The following is a 24,366-nucleotide window of genomic DNA, read 5'->3' as shown; positions in this document are numbered from 1 at the left end:
CAAGGCGGTTTAAAGGGCGAGGTCTTGCAGTTCGAGTACGAGCGGCGTGGGACCGAGCAATTTTACCCGTTGATGGGCTTCTAGCGACAGGGTGGCGCCGACCACATCCGGGCTGATCGGCAATTCGCCGGCGTCCAGGTCCAGCAGGCACACCAGGGTCACGCTGGCCGGGCGGCCATAGTCGAACAGTTCGTTCATGGCGGCACGGATGGTGCGACCGCTCATCAGCACGTCGTCGATCAGCACCAGGTGCTGGCCTTCGATCTCGAAAGGCAGGGCCGACGGACGCACTTGTGGGTGCAGGCCGTTCTGGCTGAAATCGTCGCGGTAAAAGGAGACGTCCAGGGTGCCCAAGGGCGAATCGCTGCCCAGTGCTTCCAACAACGCCTGGGCCACCCACACACCGCCGGTGCGAATACCGATGAAGCGCGGCTCGCTGATGTTGCGGTGTTGCAGATGGGCCGTGAGGCTGGTGGCCATCTGGCTGATCAGTTCGGCGGGGTTCGGCAGGCTCATGCAGGCTCCTTCAGGACCTTGGCGCAGGCAAGGTCCGGGCTCAAACGTAAAAAGACGCGGCAAGCCGCGTCTGTCAGGATTCAAATAAAGCGGTGTTTTCATCCAGCCAACCCTGCAACAGCAGGGCGGCGGCGATGGCGTCTACCGGGTTGTCGCGGTAGCTGCCTTTCTGCCCGCCACGGTCGCGTCGCTCGCCTTTGGCTTCAAAGGTGGTGAGGCGTTCGTCGTGGGTATAGAAGGGCAGGTTGTAGCGGCCATTGAGGCGGCGGGCGAATTTTTCGGCACGCAGGCACATGTCGCTGGGGGTGCCGTCCATGTTCAGGGGCAGGCCGACCACGACCGCGTCGGGCTTCCACTCTTTGATGAGGGCTTCAACCTGGTTCCAGTCCGGCACGCCGTTCTGGGCTTTCAAGGTGCACAGCTCACGGGCCTGGCCGGTGATCACCTGGCCTACCGCTACGCCGATCTGTTTGGTGCCGTAGTCAAACCCGAGGATCAGACGCAAAGCCATCAGGCGTGTCCCGCCTGGCTGGTCAGCAGGTTGAGGTTGATCCCCAGCGTCGCCGCAGCAGCGTCCAGGCGCAGTTCGCTGGCGGTGTTGAACAGGATGTCGGCGTCGAACGGGCAGGTCAGCCAGGCATTGCTGGCCAGTTCGGCCTCCAATTGGCCGGCCTCCCAACCCGCGTAGCCAAGGGTGATCACGCTTTGCTCGGGCCCCACGCCGTCGGCGATGGCGAACAACACGTCCTGGGAGGTGGACAGCGATACGCCGTCCAGATCGACCGTGGCCTGGAACTTCGGCCCAGTGGGATGCAGCACGAAGCCGCGATCGGTCTGCACCGGCCCACCGATATAGATCGGCACACCCTGGCAACGGCCTGGCGGGTCGATTTCGGGGCGCAGTTGCTCAAGGATATCCGCCAGGTTCAGCGCTTGCGGGCGGTTGACCACCAACCCCATGGCACCCTTGGCCGTGTGCTCGACGATGTAGGTCAAGGTCTGCGCAAAGTTCGGGTCGGCCATATGGGGCATGGCGATCAGGAATTGATGCTTGAGGTAGGTCGGGCTGACGTTTTTCATGTTCGATAGTGTGGCGGTGGAGGGGCGAACTGACAAGCTGGTGATGTGCCACAGCTGGTAATTGTCATCAATTGCTCGACAGCCGATCGCCCTTGGCAAACTTCCAGGTGCGGATGATTTCCAGGCGGTCGACGTCGTTTAAGTCGCCGCTGAACGGCGCAAAGGGCGCAGCCAGGCGCACGATGCGCTGGGCGGCCTGGTCCAGCAGTGGCTGGCCGGAGGACTCCAGCACTTGCACTTCATACAACGTACCGTCGCGGTTGATTGACACCAATAGTCGCAAATTCCCATAAATCTGCTGGCGTCGCGCTTCCTCCGGGTAATTGAGATTGCCGATACGCTCGACCTTCTTGCGCCATTCGTCTTTATACCAGGCGCCTTTGTCGCGCATGGTCGAGGCGGCATTCAGCCGGTAGATGCGCGGGCGCTTGGCGTACAGCTGCTGTTCATTGGCCAGTTCGGCTTCGAGGCTGGAAATTTCATCGCTCAGCGTTGAGCTGTCGAAGGTGGGCGCCGGTTTCACGGGCTCGGGCACCGGTTCGGTCTTGGTTTTTTCGCGCTGGGCCGGGGCTTTCTGCGGTTTGGGGGCGATGGTGGTCACGGCGGGCTTGGGCGCAGCCTGCTTGATCTCCGGCTTGGGCGCCGGTGGCGGGGTGACTTTGTTGACCTTGTTGTCCTGGAACGGAGCGACTTCGGTGGTCTTGGGCACGGCTTTCTTGTCGAGGGTGCCGCTGCCTTGCTGGTTGTCCTGGGCGAGGAAGTCGGCCTTTTCGGGCTTCTTTTCGCTCTTGAATGTGGCGAGGGTGATTTCCAGGGTCTGGGTGATTTGCTTGGGCTCGACCATGGTGAAACCCACGCCGAGGATCAGCGCCAAGTGAATCAACGCTGCCAGGAACAGGGTAAATCCGAGCCGATCAGCCGGGCGCACGCCGCTGTGGGAGAGTTCGGGGGGAAGTTCGGACGGGAGTGTCATGACAAAAAAACCAACATCGCGCGTTTCACAGGTGGGGCATGATAGCGCAATGTTGGTGCGTGTCCGGCTGTTCTATATCACTTGGCTTGCAGCTTGCGCTCAATGGCGGCCATCAACATTTCGCCGATGTTCGTGCCAAATGCGTTGTCGATCTCGCGAATGCAGGTGGGGCTGGTGACGTTGATTTCGGTGAGGTTCTCGCCGATGACGTCCAGTCCCACGAACAGCAGGCCTTTTTCGCGCAGGGTCGGGCCAACCTGGGCGGCAATCCAACGGTCCTTGTCCGACAGAGGGCGGGCTTCACCCCGACCACCGGCCGCCAGGTTGCCACGGGTCTCGCCGGCGGCCGGGATGCGCGCCAGGCAGTAATCCACCGGCTCGCCGTCGATCATCAGGATGCGCTTGTCGCCATCCTTGATCGCCGGCAGGTAGGCCTGGCCCATGATCTGCTGGGTGCCCAGGGCGGTCAGGGTCTCCAGGATCACCGACAGGTTCGGGTCGCCGGCGCGGTGGCGGAAGATCGAGGTGCCGCCCATGCCGTCCAGCGGCTTGAGGATCACGTCACCGTGCTTGGCAGCGAACTCGCGCAGCACGTCGGCACGGCGGCTGACCACGGTCGGCGGTGTGCATTGCGGGAACAGGGTGGCGAACAGCTTTTCGTTGCAGTCGCGCAGACTCTGCGGCTTGTTGACGATCAGCACGCCGGCGCGCTCGGCCTGCTCCAGCAGGTAGGTGGAGTAGACAAATTCCATGTCGAACGGCGGGTCCTTGCGCATCAGGATCACGTCCAGATCGCTCAGCGGGCTGTCGACTTCGTCTTGCAGCTCGAACCACTTCTCCGGGTTGGCAAACACCTGCAGCGGACGCATGCGTGCGCGGGCCTCGCCGTCGCCCTGGTAAAGATCGCGCTGCTCCATATAGAACAAGGTCCAGCCGCGGGCCTGGGCGGCCAGGAGCATGGCCAGCGAGCTGTCCTTTTTATAGGAAATGCTGGCGATAGGGTCCATGACAATGCCGACGCGAACGTTCATGGGGGATTTCCTCTAGCAAATTAGGGCGCATAAAAGTGGCGTCAGAGTGGCGCTGTGGCTGTTGTGGGTCAAGGAAAAACCACCCGGCCGGTTGCTCGATAGATTGCGCCCGGAGACTGTGCTAAAAAGACTGCCACGGTGCAGCAGCCCTTGAATTCCAAGGCTTGCGGCGCTCATCCTGTGCAACATCAGGCAGTACACACCGAAAACCGATTCGCTGTGGCGATGGCAGAGCAGATATGGAACAGCATTCCAACGCCTTGAGAGTGATGGTGATCGATGATTCGAAGACGATCCGCCGCACCGCCGAGACTTTGTTGAAGAACACGGGGTGCGATGTCATCACGGCCATCGACGGTTTCGATGCCCTGGCCCGGATTGTGGATCATCACCCGCACATTATTTTTATCGACATCATGATGCCGCGCCTAGATGGCTATCAGACCTGCGCGCTGGTGAAGAACAACCCGGCGTTCAAGTCGATCCCGGTGATCATGCTGTCGTCCAAGGACGGCTTGTTCGACAAGGCCAAGGGGCGCATCGTGGGTGTCGATCAGTTTTTGACCAAGCCTTTCAGCAAGGAAGAACTGCTGGGCGCGATCAAGGCCTACGTGCCGGGGTTCGCCGCAGTAGAACAAGCACACTGACGCCGCCTCACAAGGGCCGACGTCCACCTATGTAGTGGGGAAAATCATGGCACGTGTTCTGATCGTCGACGATTCGCCGACCGAAATGTACAAACTGACCGGCATGCTGGAAAAGCATGGCCACCAGGTCCTCAAGGCCGAAAACGGCGCGGATGGCGTGGCCCTGGCTCGTCAGGAACTGCCCGATGCGGTGCTGATGGACATCGTGATGCCGGGCCTCAATGGCTTCCAGGCCACCCGCCAGTTGTCCAAGGAGCCGGAAACCAACGGCATCCCGATCATCATCATCACCACCAAGGACCAGGAAACCGACAAGATCTGGGGCGCGCGCCAGGGCGCCAAGGACTACCTGACCAAGCCGGTGGATGAAGAAACACTGATCGCCACCCTGAACAAGGTGCTGGCCGGCTGACGGGTCGCCATCATGACCGAGTCGCAAACCGCCTTTGAGCTGTTGTTGGACATCGACCGACGTTGCCGTCTGCTGGCCGCTGACCTGCCGTCCCAGGAAGCCCGCCTGCAACGCTGGAGCGGGATTGGTTTCCGCCTGGGGCAGCATTGGTATGTGGCGCCCATGGGCGAAGTCGCCGAAGTCCTGCATGAACCGCGCTGCACGCTGATGCCCGGGGTCAAGGCCTGGGTCAAGGGTGTGGCTAACCTGCGTGGGCGCTTGTTGCCGGTGATGGACCTGGGCGGGTTCCTCGGCCTTGAGCTGTCCAAGGCACGCAAACAGCGGCGTGTATTGGTAGTGGAATTCAACGATTTGTTTGTCGGGCTGCTGGTGGACGAGGTGGTGGGAATGCAGCATTTCGCACAAGACGCACTGCTGGCGAGTGCCGCTCCCGGTGCGCCGTTTATCCAGGGCCAGTTCGATGGCGACCAGCAATGGCAGGTCTTCAGCCCCTTCGCCCTGGCCCAGGCCCCAGGCTTCATGGATGTTGCCGCATGACCACCGTTACCCCGCCAAAACCCCAGGCCGCGTCGCGCAGCCGTTCCCAGATCGTCGTGCTGTTCATTGCACTGATCGTGTTCATCATGTTGCTGTTCGCCAACTTTGCGTACCTCAACACCCAGTCCACCTATGACAAGCAGTACATCGGCCACGCCGGTGAGCTGCGCGTGCTGTCCCAGCGCATTGCCAAGAACGCCACCGAAGCCGCCGCCGGCAAGGCCGCTGCATTCAAATTGCTGGGCGATGCGCGCAACGACTTCGCCCAGCGCTGGGGCTACCTGAAAAAAGGTGACCCGCAAACTGGCCTGCCGGCTGCGCCCAGTGCGGTACGCGCCGAAATGCGTGCGGTGCAGACCGACTGGGAAGCGCTGCTGAAAAACACCGACGCGATCCTCGCCAGCGAACAGACCGTGCTGTCCTTGCACCAGGTCGCGGCGACCCTGGCCGAAACCGTTCCGCAGTTGCAGGTGGAGTCGGAAAAGGTCGTCGACATCCTCCTGCAACGCGGTGCCCCGGCCAGCCAGGTCGCCCTGGCCCAGCGCCAGTCGTTGCTGGCCGAGCGTATCCTGGGGGCGGTGAACACCGTACTGGCCGGCGACGAAACCGCCGTGCAGGCCGCCGACGCCTTTGGCCGCGATGCCAACCGTTTCGGCCAGGTGCTCAACGGCATGCTCCAGGGCAACCCCGGCCTGCGCATTACCCAGGTCGAAGACCGCGATGCCCGCGCGCGGCTGGCGGAAATCGCCGAGCTGTTCGAGTTTGTCTCAGGCTCCGTGGATGAAATCCTCGAAACCTCGCCGCAACTGTTCCAGGTGCGTGCCTCGGCGAGCAACATCTTCAACCTGTCGCAAACCCTGCTCGATGAAGCTTCGCACCTGGCCACCGGTTTCGAAAACCTGGCCAGTGGGCGCAGCTTCGACACCATCGGCGGCTATGTGCTGGGCCTGCTGGCGCTGGCGTCGATCATCCTGATCGGCCTGGTGATGGTGCGCGAGACCAACCGCCAACTGCATGAAACCGCCGAGAAGAACGAGCGCAACCAGAACGCGATCATGCGCCTGCTGGATGAAATCGAAGACCTGGCCGACGGCGACCTCACCGTGACGGCCTCGGTGACCGAAGACTTCACCGGCACCATCGCGGACTCCATCAACTATTCCGTCGACCAGTTGCGCGACCTGGTTGCCACCATCAACCTCACCGCCGGGCAAGTCGCCGGTGCGGTGCAGGACACCCAGGCCACTGCCATGCACCTGGCCCAGGCCTCGGAGCACCAGGCCCAGCAGATCGCCGAGGCCTCGACGGCGATCAACCAGATGGCTCAGTCCATCGACCAGGTATCGGCCAACGCTGCCGAGTCCTCGGCGGTGGCGGAGCGCTCGGTGGAAATTGCCAACAAGGGCAACGAGGTGGTGCACAACACCATCCACGGCATGGACAACATTCGCGAACAGATCCAGGACACCGCCAAGCGCATCAAACGCCTGGGCGAGTCGTCCCAGGAAATTGGCGATATCGTCAGCCTGATCGACGACATTGCCGACCAGACCAACATCCTCGCCCTCAACGCCGCGATCCAGGCGAGCATGGCCGGGGATGCCGGACGCGGCTTTGCGGTGGTGGCCGATGAAGTGCAGCGCCTGGCCGAGCGCTCGTCGGCGGCGACCCGGCAGATTGAAACCCTGGTGCGAGCGATCCAGGCCGACACCAACGAAGCGGTCATTTCCATGGAACAGACCACCACCGAAGTGGTGCGCGGCGCACGCCTGGCCCAGGACGCCGGGGTGGCGCTGGAAGAGATCGAAGGCGTGTCGAAAACCCTGGCAGCGCTGATCCAGAGCATCTCCAACGCGGCGCAGCAGCAGACGAGTTCGGCGGGGCAGATCTCCCTGACCATGAACGTGATCCAGCAGATCACCACCCAGACCTCGTCGGGTTCCACGGCCACGGCCGAGAGCATCGGCAACCTGGCGAAAATGGCCAGTCAGTTGCGCCGGTCGGTGTCGGGGTTCACGTTGCCGCCACCGAAGCAGGTCGATGATTGAAATGCAGCGCCAATGTGGGAGGGGGCTTGCCCCCGATAGCAGTGGGTCAGTCACCCAATCTTTGACTGATGCACCGCCATCGGGAGCAAGCCCCCTCCCACATTTGATCTCTATCTGTCTTGAGATCTCGCACCACCAGCAACCCATGAATTCTAAGCGGAGCAGTTATGGTTGATCGGCACGACTACGTGGCCCTCGAATGGGTCAAGGGCGACATTGCCGAAACCCTGAAACAGGCCCGTTCGGCGCTGGACGCCTTTGTCGAAACCAGCGACAGCGATGCCATCAGCGAGTGTCTGGCTGGCATCCACCAAGTACACGGCGCGCTGCAAATAGTCGAGTTCTATGGCGCAGCCCTGCTGGCCGAAGAAATCGAAGCACTGGCCCTGGCCCTGCAAGCCGACCGCGTGAGCCAGCGCGACGAAAGCATCCGCCTGCTGCAACAGGCCCTCAACCAATTGCCGCTGTACCTGGACCGTGTGCACAGCGCCCGGCGTGACCTGCCGCTGGTGGTGTTGCCATTGCTCAATGACCTGCGCAGCGCGCGCGGCGAAAGCCTGCTGTCGGAGACCAGCCTGTTCAGTCCGCAACTGTTGACGATCGCCCCGTTGCCCGACGAAGCCCTGGCCCAACGCGCCGTACCCGACCTGAAAGAGCAACTGCGCCAGTGGCACCAACTGCTGCAACAGGCCTTGGCCGGGTTGCTGCGTGAAGACCATGGCCCCAGCAACCTGGAAGACATGGCGCGGGTGTTCGCGCGCCTCGAAGCCTTGTGCCAGGGCGCGCCGTTGTTACCGCTGTGGCAAGTCACCTCGGCGTTGGTCGAAGGCATGCTCACCGGTGTGATCGCCAACAGCCCGGCCTTGCGCAGCCTGCTCAAGGCCAGCGATAAACAGCTCAAGCGACTGCTGGCCCAGGGCATCGGCGGGATCAACCAGCCGGCGCCTGATGAACTGCTCAAGAGCCTGTTGTTTTACGTCGCCAAGGTCACTCGGCCGACGCCGCGCATGCAAAGCCTCAAGGAACGCTACGGCCTGGATGAAGCCCTGCCCGACAGCGCGGTGGTCGACGCCGAACGCGCGCGCCTGGCCGGACCGGACCGCAATGCCATGGGCTCGGTACTCGGTGCCTTGTGCGAAGAACTGGTACGGGTCAAGGAGCGCCTCGACTTGTTCGTGCGCAGCGACCGTCAACACACCAGCGACCTGGATACGCTGCTCGCACCGCTGCGGCAGATCGCCGACACCCTGGCGGTGCTGGGTTTCGGCCAGCCGCGCAAGGTCATTATCGATCAACTCGCGGTGGTACTGAGCCTGGCACAGGGCCAACGCGAGCCCAACGACCCGGTACTGATGGATGTCGCCGGCGCCTTGCTCTACGTCGAAGCCACACTGGCCGGCATGGTCGGCACCGTCGAGCCGGAGAGCCGCGAAGAAAGCCGCCTGCCCACCACCGACCTGACCCAGATCCACCAGTTGGTGATCCGCGAATCCTGCCAGTGCCTCAAGCAAGCCAAGGAACTGGTGATCGACTGCATCGAAGCCGATTGGGACCGTCAGCGCCTGGAGTCCCTGCCCGAGCTGCTGAGCCAAGTGCGTGGCGCCCTGGCGATGATCCCGTTGCCCCGTGCGGCAAGCCTGATGCGCGGGTGCACGAATTTCGTCGACGAACAGTTGATGGGCAACGACGCGCCGCCGTCCGAGATGCAATTGGCGCATTTCGCCGACGTGATCAGCAGCCTGGAGTACTACCTGGAACGCATGCTGCAGGACCCGGATGCGGCCGGTGAGCGTGTGCTGGAGCTGGCGACCCAGGGTTTGGCGGCACTGGGTTACCTGCCCGCCGAGAAACCCTGGCGCCAGGCGCTGGTTGCACCGGATGGCGCACTGCCGGCCGAACTCGCGCCGAGCCAATCCCAATTCGACGCCTTGGCCAGTCCGACGTCGCGCCTCAACCCGCCGGCCCTGCAACGCCCCGGCAGCCTGCTGCCGCCGCCCGCCGACGAGGAGCCCATCGACGACGAACTGCGCGAAGTCTTCCTCGAAGAGACCGACGAAGTCCTCGAGGTGCTGCACCGTTACCTGCCCAACTGCGCGGACAAAACCGCCCAGGGCGAAATGCGCCGCGCTTTCCACACCCTCAAGGGCAGCGGCCGCATGGTGCGCGCCCTGGTCCTGGCCGAGCTGGCCTGGGCCATGGAAAACCTGCTCAACCGTGTGCTGGAGCGCAGCGTGGTGCTCGGCCCCGAGGTGCAGCAGGTGCTGGATGAAGCGGTGGCCCTGCTGCCGGAATTGATTGCTGACTTTGCCATCGACGACCAGCGCCAACGCGATGAAGTCGACGCCCTGGCCGCCCGCGCGCACGCCTTGGCCAGTGGTACATCTGTGCCGGCCGCCGAACCCCATGATCCGATGTTGCTGGAGATCTTCCGCAACGAAGCCCAGAGCCACCTGGACAGCCTCAACCACTTCCTGCAACAGGCCGCCGAGCATGTGCCGCTGCAAGTCAGCGATGAGCTGCAACGTGCCTTGCACACCCTCAAGGGCAGCGCCTACATGGCCGGCGTGCTGCCCATCGCCGAACTGGCGCGCCCGCTGGACCACCTGACCCGCGAATACAAGGCCCACCGCCTGCCGCTGGACCTGGATGAAGTGGAGCTGCTGCTGGAAGCCGAAGGCCTGTTCCAGCGTGGGCTGCGCGACCTGGACAGTGATCCCTTGGCTCCGATCAACGGTGCAGAGGACCTGATCAAGCGCACGCAAAGCCTGCTGGATCAGCAGCTTGAAGCGCTGCTCGACGTGCGCATCAAGCGCGATCCGCAGCTGATCGCCAACTTCCTGGCCCAAGGCATGGACATCCTGCTCGACGCCGAGAGCCTGCTGCGCCGCTGGCAGCAGCATCCCGGCGAGCGCCAGGAGTTGACTGCGCTGCTGGATGAACTGACCACTCTGGGCGAAGGCGCGCACGTCGCGGATCTGCACGCCATCGACGAACTCTGCGAAGCCTTGCTGGATTTGTACGGGGCGGTAGAAGAAAGCAGCCTGGCGGTGAGCGAGCGGTTTTTCCACGAGGCCGAACAGGCCCATGAAGCGCTGATCAGCATGCTCGACCAACTGGCCGCCGGCCAGGAAATCAGCCCGGCGCCGGCCCGTGTCGAGGCCTTGCGCGAGCTGCTCGATGAAGCCCTCGACCCGTCCGCCACCGGCTTGATCAAACGCGATGGCAGCCAAGTGCTGAGCATTGCCGAACTGGGCGCCGCCACCCAGCAGTTGGATCACGAAATCACGATGGACGACGAAATCGTCGAGATATTTCTCGAAGAAGCCGTGGACATCCTCGACAGCGCCGGCCAGTCGCTCAAGCGCTGGTTGCTGGAACCTGACAACGCCGCGCCGTTGTCGTCGTTGCAGCGCGACCTGCACACCCTCAAGGGCGGTGCACGCATGGCCGAGATCGGCCCGATTGGCGACCTGGCCCATGAGTTGGAATGCCTGTACGAAGGGTTAGTGGACCGTCGCTACAGTTACTCCGCCGAATTGTCCCAGGTGTTGATGGCCAGCCATGAGCGCCTCGCCTTGCAGCTTGAAGAGCTGCAGCATCACCAACCCTTGAGTGACAACGCAGAGCTGATCGCCAAGGTGCGGGCGTTGCGCCAAGGCAACGCGCCTGCCGCACCGGCCGCTGCGCCAGCGGCGTCGGGCGCGGACCCTGAACTGCTGGATATCTTCCTCGAAGAGGCGGCTGACATTCTCGACAGTTCCAGTGCGGCGCTGTCGCGCTGGCAGGCCGAGCCCGGCAATCGCCAGGAGGTGGAAACCCTGCTGCGCGACTTGCATACCCTCAAGGGCGGCGCGCGCATGGTCGAGATTGCGCCCATTGGCGACCTGGCCCACGAACTGGAATTTCTCTACGAAGGCCTGTCTGCCGGCCTGCTCGCGCCGTCGCCCGAGCTGTTTGCGTTGCTGCAAGGTTGCCACGACCGCCTGGCACAGATGATCGACGCCGTGGCGGACGGCCTGCCGGTCGGCTCGGTGGACAAGCTCATCGAACGCATCAAAAGCCTGGTGCACCCCAGCCAGGAGCCAGTGACGCCGGTGGCGTTGCCGACGGGCAAGGCGGAGGCCGTGGTGGATCCGGCTGCCGACATGGTGAAGATCTCCGCCGAGCTGCTGGATGATCTGGTCAACCTGGCCGGTGAAACTTCGATCTTCCGTGGACGTATCGAGCAGCAGGTCAACGACGCACGCATCGCCCTTACGGAAGTGGAAACCACTCTCGAACGCATGCGTGACCAACTGCGGCGTCTCGACACCGAAACCCAGGGCCGTATTCTCAGCCGCCAGCAGGCCGAGGCCGAGCGCCTGGGCTACGAAGAGTTCGACCCGCTGGAGATGGACCGCCATTCGCAGTTGCAGCAACTGTCCCGCGCATTGTCCGAATCCGCTTCCGACCTGCTCGACCTCAAGGACACCCTGGAGCGCCGCAACGAGGACGCCCACGGCCTGCTGCAGCAACAGGCGCGTATCAATACCGAGTTGCAGGAAGGCCTGATGCGTACGCGCATGGTGCCGTTCGAACGCATGCTGCCACGCCTCAAGCGCATCGTGCGCCAGGTGGCGGGCGAGCTGGGCAAGGACGTGGAGTTCATCGTCGGCAACGCCGAAGGCGAGATGGACCGCAACGTGCTGGAGCGCATGGCGGCGCCGCTGGAGCACATGTTGCGCAATGCCGTTGACCACGGCCTGGAGTCCCGCGATGCGCGACTGCTGGCCGGCAAGCCGGAGAAAGGCCGCATCACCCTGGACCTGACCCACGAAGGCGGCGACATCGTTTTCGACATGCGCGACGACGGCGCCGGCGTCCCGTTGGAAGCCGTGCGGCGCAAGGCGATCAAGCGTGGCCTGCTCGCACCCAATCAAGAGATGAGCGATCGCGACGTGTTGCAGTTCATCCTGCAGCCGGGCTTCTCCACCGCTGAAAAGATCACGCAGATTTCCGGGCGCGGCGTGGGCATGGACGTGGTGCATGAAGAAGTGCGCCAGCTCGGTGGCTCGATGGTCATTGACTCGACCCCGGGCGAGGGTGTGCATTTCCGCATTCGTTTGCCGTTCACCGTGTCGGTCAACCGGGCGCTGATGGTCCAATGCGCGGACGATCAATACGCGATCCCGCTCAACACCATCGAAGGCCTGGTGCGGGTGCTGCCCCATGAACTGGCCGGGCATTACCAGCAAGATCCGCCGTGTTATGAATACGCCGGCCAGCGCTACGAGCTGTTCTACCTGGGCGACCTGCTGCACAGCGTCAGCCGCCCGAAACTGCTGGGCCAGTATCAACCGGTGCCGGTACTGCTGGTGCAGTGCAATGAGCGGCATGTGGCCATCCATGTGGATGCCATGGCCGGTACGCGGGAGATCGTGGTCAAGGGCCTGGGGCCGCAGTTTGCCGGTGTGCAGGGCTTGTCCGGCGCGACGATCCTGGGCGATGGACGTGTGGTGTTGATCATCGACTTGCTGGCGCATATCCGTGCCCGGCAGCCGGCATTGCCGGCTCGGTCGGTGGATGCGCCACTGATCCTCAACGACCCCCTGAAAAAGCGCCCGTTGCTGGTGCTGGTGGTGGACGACTCGGTCACCGTGCGCAAAGTCACCAGCCGCTTGCTGGAGCGCAACGGCATGAACGTGCTCACCGCCAAGGACGGCATCGACGCGCTGGCAGTGCTGGAAGAACACACCCCGGACCTGATGTTGCTCGACATCGAAATGCCGCGCATGGACGGCTTCGAAGTGGCGACCCAGGTGCGCAACGACCCCCGGCTGATGCGCCTGCCGATCATCATGATCACCTCGCGCACCGGCCAGAAACACCGCGACCGCGCCATGGCCATCGGCGTCAACGACTACCTGGGCAAGCCGTACCAGGAATCGGTGCTGCTCGAAAGCATCGCCTACTGGAGCAAGTCCCATGCTTGACCACCGCACCAGCCAACTCACCGGCCTGCTGCTGCCCCTGGCCGACCGCCACCTGGTGCTGCCCAACGTGGCCATCGCCGAGCTTATCGACTTCCAGCGCGGCGAACCGGCCAGCGATGCTCCGCCGTGGTACCTGCGGCAAGTGACCTGGCGTGATCGGCAAATCCCGCTGATCAGCTTCGAAGCGGTGTGCGGCGAAGCGAGTGTGACCGGCGAACGCTCGCGCATCGTGGTGTTGAATGCGTTGGGTGGGCGGCCGACGTTGAAGTTTATTGCGCTGGTGATCCAGGGCATTCCACGGTCGTACAAGCTCGATAGCGAGTTGAGTTACGTGGACGTGCCGCTGTGCCCGCTGGAACTGGCGGCGGTGCAGGTGGGCGAGCATGTGGCGAAGGTGCCGGATTTGCTTGGGCTGGAGGCACTGCTGGTAGAGTCCGGCCTGGCCTGAGCCCTCATTCTCAATCCCAGTGAATATCAAAATGTGGGAGGGGGCTTGCCCCCGATGGCTGACTGTCAGTTGATACTTCTATACCTGACCCACCGCAATCGGGGGCAAGCCCTGTCTTACATTTGATCCTCTGTGTTTGACAGGCCGTCGCGACCCAAGCCGCCCAAAAATGTCGGAACTGAATGTTATTTGTGTAAGTAATTTCTTTAACTGGATTGGGCCGGTTTTCTGGCCTGAGTGGGATGCTAGGTTCGGCGCTTCCCTTTGCCAGTAAGGACACGCAAATGGCTGTGCCGTTAATGCCTCCCGGTGTTTCAATGTTTGAAAATATGGCGATTGCCAAGTGCAAGCGCATCCATCTCAGGCCGGGTTCGGCGTTTGCCTATTCTTGGTTTTATTCGCAGGTCAGAGCTGCAGGGCCGTGGAACTACAAGAAGCAAGGGCGTCAATACGAGGCTTTTGGTAATTTCAATTACGGTGCCACGGGCACGGTGTTAGGCATTCCCGATCATGTGTTACTGCGGGCTGCAGGAGTTGCTCAAACCATCGCCAAAACCACCCTGCCGGATTTTGGCTCATGGTGGGGAGATGATCCTTTTGGTGATGACCCGCGAGATCAATATTGGATAAGGAGAGGTATCGAGTATGCGATTTCACAAGGCTACTGAAGGCCTCATACCGATCCTGCGTAACTGCCTGCTGGTGGGCTGCCTGATTTATATCGCAGGCAGTTGGTTACTATCACCCGGAACACCGGATTTGGACGAAGTGGTGTTGAAGCATTCTTTGGGCAACGGCTCCTCGATCTATGGCGCGCGGGATGGCCAAGGCGGTGCGACGGTGGGCTTTTCATACCGCTACTACGTGCATAGGAACTTGAGTAACGATCGGGAAATACTCACCACATTGGTGTCGGCGCATCCTTTTCTGAAAACCAAGGAACCCAATGTTCAAGTGAGTGAGCATGAGGGCGTGCTTACATTGGATATTCAGGGGCGAGTGTACGAGTACAACAGCTATGCCCTCGAAGGTCTTGGCCCGATCAAGGTGGTGATGGGGCTGTGATGGACTGGGCTTCGGATTTTTCCTGCAAGATTTTGGGCTGTGCATGAACTTGTCGGGCGCGGACAGCGCGCCTAGTCTTCGTCCCGTCATCGCAAAAAACGGTGACACGGACGTGCAAGTCCGGTTACATGTCGGCGCACAAACGCCCATAGCCATTCAACGGGCGTTTTTTATGCCTGCTGTACTCGTTATGGCGGCTGTGCGTGGGAGATCCCTCGGGGTCTGCCGGGGTCCGATATGCCCGGTCTTGCACACCTGCGCACAGCTGCCACCTTTATTCGCGTGCAAGCGGAAGAGGGCAGTCTCCATCACATATCGGAGCTGTAGATCATGATCAAACCTATCCCCAATCCGCCCCTCTTCACCGTAAACCCTCACCAAGACACCGAAACCCTGCTGGTCAACGCCAGCGAAACCCTGTCCTCCCTCAACGCACTCACCTGCAACCTCGCCTTCGACCTGGACACCTCCCAGCGCGCAATCATGCTCGGCATCCAGCAGATGGCGGAGCTGGGGCAGTTGCTGGTGGATCGTGCCCTGGAACAGATTTCCCCTTCTCCAGTCGCTTAAAACTTGATCGTTCCCAAAAAGGGACCTATCGTTCCCTTTTTGGGACTCTTTGGCCGCTGCCATGCACACCTTGCCGCTCAGCACTGCGCTCTTCACTGTCACCCAGCAAAAAGTGCTGGGCCTGCTTTTCGGCAAGCCCGACCAAAGCTTCTTCACCAATGAAATTGCACGCTGGGCCCAAGTGGGCAAAGGCAGTCTCACCCGTGAGCTTGAACGGTTGCAGTTGGCAGGCATCTTGAGTATGACGCGCCAGGGCAACCAGACCCATTACCAAGCCAATCCTCAATGCCCGATCTACTCGGAATTGTTAGCCATCGTGCGCAAGACCCTGAGCCTGGACGAGCCCTTGCGTAATGCACTGGCACCTTTCGCCGAGCAGATAACCTGGGCCTTTGTCTACGGTTCCATCGCCAAGGGCGAAGCGCACTCATCCAGTGACATAGATCTCATGTTGATCGGCGAAAGCCTCAACTACAGTGAAGTCATGGAGCAGCTCATGCCGCTGGAAGAGCAGCTGGGCCGCACCATCAACCCGACGCTTTACACCCCTGAAGACTGGATCGGCAAATGGAATGCCGGGAACAGTTTTGTGCAGCGGGTCGTGCAGCAGGACAAGATCAATCTGATTGGGGGCAACCCTCTGGAATCCACGGATGGACAGCAAGGTAAACCTGGAGAATCTGCAACGTAGCGGCGGTTTGAAGGCTGAGCCGCCGGATCGCAAAGAGTGTGATGGGCTGATGCGTTCAGCCAGGGATCGGCTGAGGGATGCCGGCAAGGTGCAGGTGAGGTTGTTGGCGCTGTGTCATGAGCGTCGGAACCTGGCGGAGTACGAAGGGTATATGGATGAGGACGAGCCGCTCTTAGCCCAGTTGATTGACAGCACGACCACGTTGCGGGGAAACGTGGAGGGCCTGTTGGCTGGCTATCAGTGGGCATGACTCGATCAAAAATGTAGGAGAGGCGTCCTGGTGAATTGTGACGGGTTGCGGATCACTTGTTCCTTTCCCATCGTAAAGATCCCCACCCCACTGCCGATAGCCAAGGGAATTTTTCGACAGAAGTATCGACGCAATGTGGCTTTTGGATGGGTTTGCCTGGCTGTACGACCTCAACCGGTTTACCGGCACGCTTCTGATGTGGTTTGGCGTGCTGGTGCTCACGGCAGCGGTGACCATGAACGTGCAGTCCAATCGTGGGAAGCTGTGGGGGTTCATGATTACCACCGCAGGCGCGGTGTTTATCCTGATGTACCTGGAAAGCCTCAAGCTGATCGGTGCCGATAAGGCAATCAGGGGCGTCGTGAGTAATTTTGTGGTCATGACCCTGGGCGGTCTTGGCTCGGGCCTGCTGGCGGTGGCGATAACCCAAGGGCCCACCCCCGAAGAAGACAGACAGGCCCGAGGGTTTATCCGTGATCGTCTGCTGGACGCGCTTGAATACGCCTTTGTGTACGTCGCGATTTGCGCGTTCACCGTGTTCGCGGTGTGCTTGCCACTCAACCTGCTGGGCTGGCCGCACGTCGACGAGCATGACTTGCTGAGCCTGCTGGTGGTGTGCCTGGGTGCCCTGCTGGGTTACGCGATAACCTCCCGTCCCAATCGCTTGAGAAACTGGGAGCAGCTGGGCGGCTGCGCGCTGGTGGCGCTGCTCTTGCTGCTGTCGCCGGTTTACGCCCAGGCGCTGTCGGGCCTGTGGGAGTGGAGTTGGGCGGCTGTGTTGGGGCTGCACGGTTTTGCCGCGTTGGCGTTGTTCAGGACCGTATGGTTCCACCGCACCGAATGGCACCGCACCTGAGCGCCCGTGTTCATTGAGCCATCATTAACCCAGGCGTAACAGTCCAACGCCCAGCTTGATTGATGGCTCCCTCAATCACTCCTAAGGTAAGCCCCACGACAGCAACCCCGTGGAGCGACCATGACAACAACAATAACCCCCGACTCACGCTGGACGCGGCGGCGCGACGAGAAGCAGCGGCGGCTCGGGCTGGTCAAACAATACGCAGACGGCGCGGTGCTGCCCAGCGACAGGATCGTCGAGGCGCTTGAGGCGCTGATCCTCCCCGGCGACCGCGTGGTGCTGGAAGGCAACAACCAGAAACAGGCTGATTTCCTCTCGCGCTCCCTGGCCAAGGCCGACCCGGCCAAGCTCCACGATTTGCACATGATCATGCCCAGTGTCGGCCGCTCCGAGCACCTGGACCTGTTTGAAAAAGGCATCGCGCGCAAGCTCGACTTCTCCTTTGCCGGCACCCAATCCCTGCGCATCAGCCAGTTGCTCGAAGACGGCCTGCTGGAGATTGGCGCGATCCACACCTACATCGAACTCTATGCGCGGCTGGTGGTGGACCTGATCCCCAACGTGGTGCTTTCCGCCGGCTTCATGGCCGACCGCGCCGGCAATATCTACACCGGCGCCAGCACCGAAGACACTCCGGCGCTGATCGAGCCAGCCGCGTTCAGCGATGGCATCGTCATCGTGCAAGTCAACCAGTTGGTGGACGACGTCACCGACTTGCCTCGCGTCGACATCCCCGCGAGCTGGGTGGACTTTGTGGTGGTGGCCGACAAGCCGTTTTATATCGAGCCGCTGTTTACCCGCGATCCCCGCCACATCAAGCCGGTGCATGTGTTGATGGCGATGATGGCGATCCGTGGCATCTACGAAAAACACAACGTGCAATCCCTCAACCACGGCATCGGTTTCAACACCGCCGCCATCGAGTTGATCCTGCCCACGTACGGCGAATCCCTCGGCCTCAAGGGCAAGATCTGCCGCAACTGGACCCTCAACCCGCACCCCACGTTGATCCCCGCGATTGAAAGCGGCTGGGTCGAAAGCGTGCATTGCTTCGGCACCGAACTGGGCATGGAGAACTACATTGCCGCACGGCCGGATGTGTTCTTTACCGGCCGCGACGGCTCGATGCGTTCCAACCGCATGTTCTGCCAGCTCGCCGGGCAATACGCGGTGGACCTGTTTATCGGCGCCACCCTGCAGGTCGACGGCGACGGCCATTCCTCCACCGTGACCCGTGGCCGCCTTGCCGGGTTTGGTGGCGCGCCGAACATGGGCCATGACCCGCGCGGTCGCCGTCACGGTACGCCCGCATGGCTGGACATGCGCCACGACGATACCCCGGAAGCGCTGCTGGAACGCGGTAAAAAACTCGTGGTGCAAATGGTCGAGACCTTCCAGGAAGGCGGCAAACCCACCTTCGTCGACACCCTCGACGCCGTGGAAGTCGCACGCAAAAGCGGCATGCCTCTGGCGCCGATCATGATCTACGGCGATGACGTCACCCACCTGCTCACCGAAGAAGGCATCGCCTATCTGTACAAGGCGCGCTCCCTCGAAGAGCGCCAGGCGATGATTGCTGCCGTCGCAGGCGTCACCGCCATCGGCATGCGCCACAACCCCAAGGACACCGCACGCATGCGCCGCGAAGGCTTGATCGCCTTGCCCGAAGACCTGGGGATTCGCCGCACCGACGCCACCCGTGAGCTGTTGGCCGCCAAGAGCGTGGCCGACCTGGTGGACTGGTCCGGTGGCTTGTACAACCCGCCCGCCAAATTCAGGAGTTGGTAAATGCGCGCCCTCAAACTGCATGAACTCAGCCTCGCGGATCACCTGGCCGACATGGCTGTCGATGCGCTGATCGATGAAGCCGACCTGTCGCCCAAACCGGCCCTGGTGGACCGGCGCGGCAACGGCGCCCACAGCGATTTACACCTTGGCCTGATGCACGCCTCGGCGCTGTCGCTATGGCCGATGTTCAAGGAAATGGCCGAGGCGGCGATTGAAATCGGTGAAGTCGGCTTGCCCCTGCGCGAAGCCCTCGGACGTCTTGGCCGTGAAGGTGAGCAAGCGATGCTTATCACCACCAACGGGGTGAACACCCATCGCGGCGCGATCTGGGCCCTCGGTTTGCTCACCGCCGCCGCCGCGCTGGAACCACGGGCCGTGACGCTGACTGCCGCCAAACTGGCCCTGCTCAACGACCGCTTCGCTCCGCAACCCCTGAGCCACGGCGCCCAGGTTGCCCAACGCTACGGCGCACGCGGTGCCCGTGAAGAAGCGCAGCTCGGCTTCCCCTCGGTGGTGCAACGTGGCCTGCCGCAACTGCGCAAAAGCCGCCTGCAGCATGCCGGCGAACAGAATGCGCGCCTGGATGCCTTGCTCGCGATCATGACCGAGCTGGCCGACACCTGTGTGCTCTACCGCGCCGGCACCGAGGGCCTTCAAGCCATGCAGCACGGTGCCCAAGCGGTGCTCGACGCTGGCGGCAGCGCAACCCTGGCCGGTCGTCGGCAACTGCATGAGCTGGACCAGCAACTGCTGGCCCTGAATGCCTCCCCCGGCGGCGCCGCCGACCTGTTGGCCGCCTGCCTGTTTATCGACCGCCTCGACGGAGCGTTGTGATGGAAACCTTATCCTTTGAATTCCCCGCCGGGCAGCCGCCAAAAGGCCGTGCGCTGGTGGGCTGCGTCGGCTCGGGCGACCTGGAAGTGCTGCTGGAGCCGGGCACGCCGGGCACCCTGACCATCCAGGTGCAGACCTCGGTGAACGGTGCCGAGCAACGCTGGCAGCATCTGTTCGAGCGGATCTTCCAGGAGCAGACCCCGCCGGCGTTGAAGATTGATATCCACGATTTTGGCGCCACCCCCGGCGTGGTGCGCTTGCGCCTGGAGCAGGGTTTCGAGGAGGTCGGCCATGACTGACTTACTCACCAAACACAGCTTCGTTGAACTGGGCGCTCGGCAGCGTGCCAAGGCCTTGCTGGATGCCGGCTCCTACCGCGAATTGATCGACCCGTTCCAGCGCGTCATGTCGCCGTGGCTCAGCCGTCAGGGCGTGGTGCCCCAGGCCGATGACGGTGTGGTGATCGCCAAGGGCAGCATAGGTGGTAAACCGGTGGTGATTGCCGCCATCGAAGGAAACTTCCAGGGCGGCAGCCTTGGCGAGGTGGGCGGCGCGAAAATCGCCGGCGCGCTTGAGCTGGCGGCCGAAGACAATCGCAAGGGCATTCCAACCCGCGCTGTGTTGCTGCTGGAAACCGGCGGCGTGCGCTTGCAGGAAGCCAACCTGGGCCTGGCGGCCATCGCGGATATCCATGCGGCAATTGTCGACCTGCGCCAGTACCAGCCGGTGATCGGCGTGGTGGCGGGCAGCGTGGGGTGCTTTGGCGGCATGTCCATTGCGGCTGGGTTGTGCAGTTACCTTGTCGTCACCCGCGAAGCACGCCTTGGCTTGAACGGCCCGCAAGTCATCGAACAGGAAGCGGGGCTTGAAGAGTACGACTCCCGCGACCGGCCCTTCATCTGGAGCCTCACCGGCGGCGAGCAGCGCTTCAACAGCGGCTTGGCCGACCGTTATGTAGCGGACGATGTGGCCGAGATTCAACAGACCGTCAGCGCATTGCTGCAACAGGGCCTGCCCACCCAACAACGCAGCCGCCAATCCGAATACTACCTGGCGCGCCTGGCCGAACTGGATGCTACGCCGCAGATCGACCCGGCGACGGTGCGCGCGCTGTATCAAGGAGAACGCTCATGAGAGGTTTGCAGTGGTTCAACGCATTGAGCGCCGGCGCCACGCCTGTCGAGGGTTTGCCGAACTCCGTGAAAGTGGCCGACGGCCTGCTGGGCGAACAAGCCGTACGCTTTATCGCCGTGGTCACCGACGCCCAAAACCGTTTCCCCCGCGCACGCAATGGCGAAGTCGGTTTGCTCGAAGGTTGGGGTTTGGCGAAGGCTGTCGATGAAGCCATCGCCCGAGGCGACAAACGCCCGATCATTGCCATTGTCGACGTGCCCAGCCAAGCCTATGGCCGGCGCGAAGAAGCCCTCGGTATCCACCAGGCCCTGGCCGCCGCCGCCGACAGTTACGCCCGCGCACGGCTGGCCGGGCACCCGGTGATCGCGTTGCTGGTGGGCAAGGCCATGTCCGGCGCGTTCCTCGCCCACGGTTACCAGGCCAACCGCCTGATCGCCCTGCGCGATCCCGGCGTGATGGTGCACGCCATGGGCAAGGCCTCGGCGGCGCGGGTGACCCTGCGCAGCGTCGAAGAACTGGAAGCCCTGGCCGCCAGCGTGCCGCCGATGGCCTATGACATTGACAGCTATGCCAGCCTCGGCCTGTTGTGGGAGACCTTGACGGTCAGCCAGATCGAACAGCCCACGGCGCAGGATGTTGCGCTGGTCAACGAGTGCCTGGTGAGTGCGATCAAGAATGTTGGCACGCCTGATTTGAGCAGTCGCCTGGGCGCGTCCAACCGCGCCGCTTCCAGCCATGTGCGCCAACTGCTGCGGGAGCAATGGTGAACGCCCACGACCTGCTCTGGGGCATGACCCCGGCGCACCTGCCCGCTGACGCGCCGGCGTGGGCGAAGGATGCGGTTGGCACGGTGGTCGTACGCCGCGCCATCGTCGCGCCGGGCTTTGTCGCAGTGGGTGTGCGTGGGCGTTTGCGCGAGCAGCGGTTTGCCGCGTTGATGCCGATGGCAGCCGTGCAGCGACGGGTCGCGCCGGAAGCGTTGCGCGATGTGGTCTCGACAAGGGATCTCCCCGCGTTGCACGCCCTCGATCAACTGCGGCCGGTGCTGGCGTCATTGAGTTGGGGCGTCACGGGCAGCGCAGGTTTTGAGTTGGCAACGGGCATTGAAGCCCTGCATGCCCAGAGCGACCTGGACCTGATTCTGCGCACACCCGAGCCGCTGGGTCGCAACGATGCACGCGACCTGCTGGCCACCCTGGACAACGCCGCGTGCGCAGTGGATATGCAATTGCAGACACCTTTTGGTGCTGTCGCCTTGCGCGAATGGGCCGGTCCATCACGGCGGGTGCTGTTGAAAACCGCCAACGGTGCGCATTTGGTCATTGATCCCTGGCAGGCCGTGGCATGAGTAGCCTTCTGGTGTTCCCGGGGCAGGGCGCCCAACGGCCGGGCATGCTCCAGGCGTTGCCGGCCGATGCGTTGGAGCAGGCCAGCGATGCCTTGGGTGAAGACGTGCGCACCTTGGATTCTGCTGAGGCCCTGGTCAATACCCGCGCTGTACAACTCTGCCTGCTGATCGCCGGCGTCGCCCACGCCCGCCAGCTGCAACACATCCCGGATTACGTCGCAGGCCTGTCCATCGGTGCCTACCCGGCAGCGGTGATCGCCGGTGCGCTGGACTTCAACGAGGCAATCAAGCTGGTCAGCCTGCGCGGTGAGCTGATGCAGGACGCTTATCCACAGGGCTACGGCATGACCGCGATCATCGGCCCCGAGTTATCCACCGTCGAAAACCTGCTGGCCGAAGTCCACAGCCCTGAAACCCCGGTGTATCTGGCCAATATCAATGCTGATAACCAGACCGTCATCGCCGGCAGCGACCAGGCCATGAAACGTGTCGCCGACCGCATCAAGGGCAACGGCATCGCCAAACGCCTGGCCGTCAGCGTGCCATCCCATTGCGCATTGTTGGACCAACCGGCCCAGGCCCTGGCCCAAGCCTTCGTTACGCTCAAGACGCCGCGCATCACCTACCTGAGCAGCACCCGCGCACGGCCGATTCACAACCCCGAGCAATTGCGCGACGACCTGGCCTTCAACATGTGCCGCGTCGTCGACTGGCGCGGCACCGTGCAAAGCGCCTACGAGCGCGGCGTGCGCCTGCAAATCGAACTGCCACCGGGCGCGGTGCTCACCGGCCTGTCACGCCGGGTGTTTGAGCAAGGCACGGTGATCGCCTGCGAAGGCGCACGCCTGGACACCCTGCAGGCCCTGCTGCAAGAGGAGGAGCGCCGCCACCGATAAAGCACTGCCCAAGGCTTTCGAAGCACAAAAACAACAATTTCGATCGAGCACTTTGAGGACAACAACAATGATTATCTACGGTGTGGCATTACTGGCGATCTGTACGCTTGCGGGCGTGATCATGGGCGACATGCTCGGGGTGTTGCTGGGCGTCAAATCCAACGTGGGCGGGGTGGGGATCGCGATGATCCTGCTGATCTGCGCCCGCCTGTGGATGCAAAAGCGCGGTGGCATGACCAAGGATTGTGAAATGGGCGTTGGCTTCTGGGGCGCGATGTACATCCCGGTGGTGGTGGCGATGGCTGCGCAACAAAACGTGGTCACCGCCCTGCACGGCGGCCCGGTGGCGGTGCTCGCCGCGATCGGTTCGGTAGTGGTATGCGGTTGCACGATTGCCCTGATCAGCCGCACGCACAAGGGCGAACCGTTGCCCGATGAAGAACCGCTGATCGCACCCGTGGGAGGCCGCTGATATGTGGGATCTCATTGAAAAAGGCTTGGAACATAACGGCCTGATCACCGCGTTTGCCTTCGTGGGTGTGGTGATGTGGATTTCCGTGGTGCTGTCCAAGCGCCTGACCTTCGGGCGCATTCATGGCTCGGCGATTGCCATCGTCATCGGCCTGGTATTGGCCTGGGTCGGCGGTACGATCACCGGCGGCCAGAAAGGCCTGGCGGACCTGGCGCTGTTCTCTGGCATCGGGTTGATGGGTGGGGCAATGCTGCGCGACTTTGCCATCGTCGCCACGGCGTTCGAAGTGCAGGCCACCGAGGCGCGCAAGGCTGGGATGATCGGCGTGATCGCGCTGCTGCTGGGCACGATCCTGCCGTTTATCGTCGGCGCGAGCATGGCCTGGGTGTTTGGTTATCGCGATGCGATCAGCATGACCACCATTGGCGCAGGGGCCGTGACCTACATCGTCGGCCCAGTGACCGGCGCGGCGATTGGCGCGACCTCGGATGTGATGGCGTTGTCGATTGCTACCGGTTTGATCAAGGCGATCCTGGTGATGGTCGGTACGCCGGTCGCGGCGCGCTGGATGGGCTTGGATAACCCGCGCTCGGCGATGGTGTTTGGTGGGTTGGCCGGGACTGTCAGCGGTGTGACGGCGGGGCTGGCGGCGACGGATCGGCGGTTGGTGCCGTATGGCGCGCTGACGGCGACGTTCCACACCGGGCTGGGCTGCCTGCTTGGGCCTTCGTTGCTGTATTTCATTGTGCGCGGCCTGGTTGGGTAAGGGGTCTATCAGGGCCTCATCGGGGGCAA

Annotated in this window: 26 protein-coding genes; 21 read left to right on the top strand and 5 right to left on the bottom strand. The window is 62.6% G+C overall.

Annotation, left to right across the window (positions count from 1 at the left end; translation table 11 throughout):
* Positions 1-9: 9 nt before the first annotated feature.
* The 5 genes from pyrR to gshB all read right to left on the bottom strand — a co-directional run bounded on the left by pyrR (position 10) and on the right by gshB (position 3,600).
* Positions 10-516, bottom strand: a complete 507-nt coding sequence (gene pyrR, locus ACZ445_RS28320) for a bifunctional pyr operon transcriptional regulator/uracil phosphoribosyltransferase PyrR (RefSeq protein ID WP_058426562.1) — start codon at positions 514-516, stop codon at positions 10-12.
* Positions 517-589: 73 nt separating this feature from the next.
* Positions 590-1,027, bottom strand: a complete 438-nt coding sequence (ruvX, locus tag ACZ445_RS28315; RefSeq protein WP_003195067.1) for a Holliday junction resolvase RuvX — start codon at positions 1,025-1,027, stop codon at positions 590-592.
* Positions 1,027-1,596 carry a YqgE/AlgH family protein gene (locus ACZ445_RS28310; protein WP_058426563.1) on the bottom strand — a complete coding sequence of 190 codons (570 nt, stop codon included), beginning with the start codon at positions 1,594-1,596 and terminating at the stop codon, positions 1,027-1,029. The genes ruvX and ACZ445_RS28310 overlap by 1 nt, the downstream gene beginning before the upstream one ends.
* A gap of 67 nt (positions 1,597-1,663) precedes the next feature.
* Entirely contained in the window at positions 1,664-2,569 is a 906-nt protein-coding gene (locus tag ACZ445_RS28305) for an energy transducer TonB (protein WP_464707817.1), read from the bottom strand.
* 77 nt (positions 2,570-2,646) lie between these two features.
* Positions 2,647-3,600, bottom strand: a complete 954-nt coding sequence (gshB, locus tag ACZ445_RS28300) for a glutathione synthase (RefSeq protein WP_058426565.1) — start codon at positions 3,598-3,600, stop codon at positions 2,647-2,649.
* Positions 3,601-3,839: 239 nt separating this feature from the next.
* On the opposite strand from gshB, the gene pilG reads away from it, so the two are divergent.
* From pilG to madM, 21 genes are all read left to right on the top strand, one after another.
* The gene (gene pilG / locus ACZ445_RS28295; protein WP_464707815.1) at positions 3,840-4,247 is read left to right on the top strand and encodes a twitching motility response regulator PilG; all 408 of its coding nucleotides are present in this window, start codon (positions 3,840-3,842) and stop codon (positions 4,245-4,247) included.
* Between the two features lie 46 nt (positions 4,248-4,293).
* Positions 4,294-4,659 (top strand): twitching motility response regulator PilH, encoded by a 366-nt coding sequence (gene pilH, locus ACZ445_RS28290; protein WP_016976047.1) that lies wholly within the window; start codon positions 4,294-4,296, stop codon positions 4,657-4,659.
* Positions 4,660-4,671: 12 nt separating this feature from the next.
* Positions 4,672-5,196: a chemotaxis protein CheW gene (locus ACZ445_RS28285; RefSeq protein ID WP_071494466.1), complete on the top strand. Its 525-nt coding sequence runs from the start codon at positions 4,672-4,674 to the stop codon at positions 5,194-5,196.
* Positions 5,193-7,244 carry a methyl-accepting chemotaxis protein gene (locus tag ACZ445_RS28280; protein WP_058426568.1) on the top strand — a complete coding sequence of 684 codons (2,052 nt, stop codon included), beginning with the start codon at positions 5,193-5,195 and terminating at the stop codon, positions 7,242-7,244. The genes ACZ445_RS28285 and ACZ445_RS28280 overlap by 4 nt, the downstream gene beginning before the upstream one ends.
* Positions 7,245-7,411: 167 nt before the next feature.
* Positions 7,412-13,216 carry an Hpt domain-containing protein gene (locus ACZ445_RS28275; RefSeq protein WP_464707813.1) on the top strand — a complete coding sequence of 1,935 codons (5,805 nt, stop codon included), beginning with the start codon at positions 7,412-7,414 and terminating at the stop codon, positions 13,214-13,216.
* Complete coding sequence (locus ACZ445_RS28270; protein WP_058426570.1) at positions 13,209-13,664, top strand: chemotaxis protein CheW; 456 nt, start codon at positions 13,209-13,211, stop codon at positions 13,662-13,664. Before ACZ445_RS28275 ends, ACZ445_RS28270 begins: the two co-directional genes overlap by 8 nt.
* 284 nt (positions 13,665-13,948) lie before the next feature.
* Positions 13,949-14,332, top strand: coding sequence for a polymorphic toxin type 44 domain-containing protein (locus ACZ445_RS28265; RefSeq protein ID WP_081049329.1), 384 nt, complete (start codon positions 13,949-13,951; stop codon positions 14,330-14,332).
* Entirely contained in the window at positions 14,310-14,729 is a 420-nt protein-coding gene (locus ACZ445_RS28260; RefSeq protein ID WP_058426571.1) for a hypothetical protein, read from the top strand. The genes ACZ445_RS28265 and ACZ445_RS28260 overlap by 23 nt, the downstream gene beginning before the upstream one ends.
* 330 nt (positions 14,730-15,059) lie before the next feature.
* Positions 15,060-15,299 (top strand): DUF6124 family protein, encoded by a 240-nt coding sequence (locus ACZ445_RS28255; protein WP_058426572.1) that lies wholly within the window; start codon positions 15,060-15,062, stop codon positions 15,297-15,299.
* 61 nt (positions 15,300-15,360) lie between these two features.
* Entirely contained in the window at positions 15,361-15,990 is a 630-nt protein-coding gene (locus tag ACZ445_RS28250; RefSeq protein WP_464707812.1) for a nucleotidyltransferase domain-containing protein, read from the top strand.
* Positions 15,953-16,240, top strand: coding sequence for a hypothetical protein (locus tag ACZ445_RS28245; protein WP_464707811.1), 288 nt, complete (start codon positions 15,953-15,955; stop codon positions 16,238-16,240). Before ACZ445_RS28250 ends, ACZ445_RS28245 begins: the two co-directional genes overlap by 38 nt.
* 133 nt (positions 16,241-16,373) lie before the next feature.
* A complete protein-coding gene (locus ACZ445_RS28240; protein ID WP_464707810.1) occupies positions 16,374-17,096 on the top strand; it encodes a hypothetical protein in 723 nt (240 codons plus the stop codon).
* 120 nt (positions 17,097-17,216) lie between these two features.
* Positions 17,217-18,887 (top strand): malonate decarboxylase subunit alpha, encoded by a 1,671-nt coding sequence (mdcA, locus tag ACZ445_RS28235; RefSeq protein ID WP_464707809.1) that lies wholly within the window; start codon positions 17,217-17,219, stop codon positions 18,885-18,887.
* Positions 18,888-19,721, top strand: a complete 834-nt coding sequence (locus tag ACZ445_RS28230; RefSeq protein ID WP_464704548.1) for a triphosphoribosyl-dephospho-CoA synthase — start codon at positions 18,888-18,890, stop codon at positions 19,719-19,721.
* Positions 19,721-20,020: a malonate decarboxylase subunit delta gene (locus tag ACZ445_RS28225; RefSeq protein ID WP_049711127.1), complete on the top strand. Its 300-nt coding sequence runs from the start codon at positions 19,721-19,723 to the stop codon at positions 20,018-20,020. The genes ACZ445_RS28230 and ACZ445_RS28225 overlap by 1 nt, the downstream gene beginning before the upstream one ends.
* Complete coding sequence (locus tag ACZ445_RS28220; protein ID WP_464707808.1) at positions 20,013-20,855, top strand: biotin-independent malonate decarboxylase subunit beta; 843 nt, start codon at positions 20,013-20,015, stop codon at positions 20,853-20,855. Before ACZ445_RS28225 ends, ACZ445_RS28220 begins: the two co-directional genes overlap by 8 nt.
* On the top strand, positions 20,852-21,622 hold the full coding sequence (gene mdcE / locus ACZ445_RS28215) for a biotin-independent malonate decarboxylase subunit gamma (RefSeq protein ID WP_464707807.1): 771 nt from the start codon (positions 20,852-20,854) through the stop codon (positions 21,620-21,622). Before ACZ445_RS28220 ends, mdcE begins: the two co-directional genes overlap by 4 nt.
* The gene (locus ACZ445_RS28210; RefSeq protein WP_058426580.1) at positions 21,616-22,203 is read left to right on the top strand and encodes a malonate decarboxylase holo-ACP synthase; all 588 of its coding nucleotides are present in this window, start codon (positions 21,616-21,618) and stop codon (positions 22,201-22,203) included. The genes mdcE and ACZ445_RS28210 overlap by 7 nt, the downstream gene beginning before the upstream one ends.
* Positions 22,200-23,099, top strand: a complete 900-nt coding sequence (gene mdcH / locus ACZ445_RS28205) for a malonate decarboxylase subunit epsilon (RefSeq protein WP_464707806.1) — start codon at positions 22,200-22,202, stop codon at positions 23,097-23,099. Before ACZ445_RS28210 ends, mdcH begins: the two co-directional genes overlap by 4 nt.
* A 67-nt stretch (positions 23,100-23,166) precedes the next feature.
* Positions 23,167-23,571: a malonate transporter subunit MadL gene (madL, locus tag ACZ445_RS28200; protein WP_015886323.1), complete on the top strand. Its 405-nt coding sequence runs from the start codon at positions 23,167-23,169 to the stop codon at positions 23,569-23,571.
* 1 nt (position 23,572) lies between these two features.
* Complete coding sequence (gene madM, locus ACZ445_RS28195; RefSeq protein WP_058426582.1) at positions 23,573-24,337, top strand: malonate transporter subunit MadM; 765 nt, start codon at positions 23,573-23,575, stop codon at positions 24,335-24,337.
* Positions 24,338-24,366: the final 29 nt, after the last annotated feature.

The sequence above is a fragment of the Pseudomonas allii genome, from assembly GCF_055380095.1.
Note: the sequence above shows the minus strand (reverse complement) of the source record. Positions and strands in the feature narration are given on the sequence as shown.